The sequence below is a fragment of the Gudongella ferriphila genome (genome assembly GCF_046224405.1).
Classification (GTDB): Bacteria; Bacillota; Clostridia; order Tissierellales; family Tissierellaceae; genus Gudongella.
In genome coordinates this window covers 1-1,442 of record NZ_JBJXRK010000068.1, presented here as the reverse complement: position 1 = coordinate 1,442, position 1,442 = coordinate 1, and the positions used below count along the sequence as shown (strand labels likewise).

The following is a 1,442-nucleotide window of genomic DNA, read 5'->3' as shown; positions in this document are numbered from 1 at the left end:
TAAGGAAAATACATTGAAGAGGGTTGGTCATATATGGATCTTAGCACTTCAGATGCATCAGTTTTGATTGAAATAATCAAAGAACAAACAACCACAATTTCATCCTTGAGACAAACCCTTGAAGAAATGAACACTGAGTCAAGGTTGCTTAGAGAGCAGATAGACTATCTCACCAAGAAACTATTTGGAGTCAAGAGCGAGAAGAGTTCAGTTCTAACTGGCCAGATACTCCTGGAAGGCATGGAATTCGGTGAATTTGATGAAGCGGAATCAAATGCTGATTTTGAAGAAGTTGAAGAACTGGTCACAAGGAAAAAGACAAGAAAAGGATATTCACGTGAAAAGGCCCTAATGCATCTTCCCCAGGAAGATAGGCAATTCACCATCTCAGAAGCTGACAAGATATGTGAAATAGATGGAGATAGAAGACATTTTGCAGGAAAGAAGTACATACGGAGTGAAATTGAATATATTCCAGCAACAATGAAAATCATAAATATATATCAGGAGACCTGGGAATGCAGAACATGCCGCAAGGAAGAAAGGCCATATCTGAAACAGGCCGGTGTTGACGCGCCCTTGATACAGCACTCAATGGCATCGCCATCAAGTGTAGCCTGGACAATGTATCAGAAGTATGTCAACCATATACCACTGTACAGACAGGAAAAGGACTGGCAGAACTTGGGCATGCAGGTAAAGAGGAGCACCCTCTCAAACTGGATCCTAAAGACATCAGAGGAGTATCTTGGGAAAATGGTCAAAAGACTACACCAGCAGCTTTTGATGCAAGACTACCTTCATGCAGATGAGACACCGGTCCAGGTCATGAATGAACCGGAAAAGAAAAACACATCAAAATCATACATGTGGGTATACACCAGCAGCAAGAACAGCACAAAGCCAATAAGGGTATTTGAATACAAGGAAGGAAGGTCAGGCTCAAATGCGGTAAACTTCCTTCAGGGTTATGAGGGATACCTGCATACAGATGGTTTCAGTGGCTATGGCAAGGTGGAAAATATCACAAGATGCTTGTGTTGGAGCCATGCAAGAAGATATTTTGCCGATGCACTTCCAAAGAATCTGAAAAGCCCAGAGGCAACACTCCCTTTGCAGGCAATAGAATACTTCAAGAAACTCTTCGAGATTGAAGATAAACTAAAAAACCTATCCCCAGAGGATAGGAAAAAAGAACGCCTTAGGCAGCAAATGACTGTATTGGAGGCTTATTGGTCATGGGTTGAAAATAATTCTAACCGAGTTCTACCAAAATCCAGAATCGGAAAAGCCTTGCAATATTCAATTAATCAAAGAGAAGGACTGATGAGGTACCTGGAGGATGGGAACTGCGATATGACAAACAATACCGCAGAAAATAGTATCAGACCATTTACTGTGGGAAGAAAAAATTGGTTGTTTGCAGGAAGTCCCAACGGAGC

At 41.7% G+C, this 1,442-nt stretch carries 1 protein-coding gene; it reads left to right on the top strand.

Going from position 1 to position 1,442, the window contains the following annotated elements; all coding sequences use genetic code 11:
• Positions 1 to 33: 33 nt before the first annotated feature.
• A partial coding sequence (gene tnpC / locus ACKVDP_RS13775; protein WP_409229477.1) for an IS66 family transposase occupies positions 34 to 1,442 on the top strand: 1,409 nt, incomplete at its 3' end.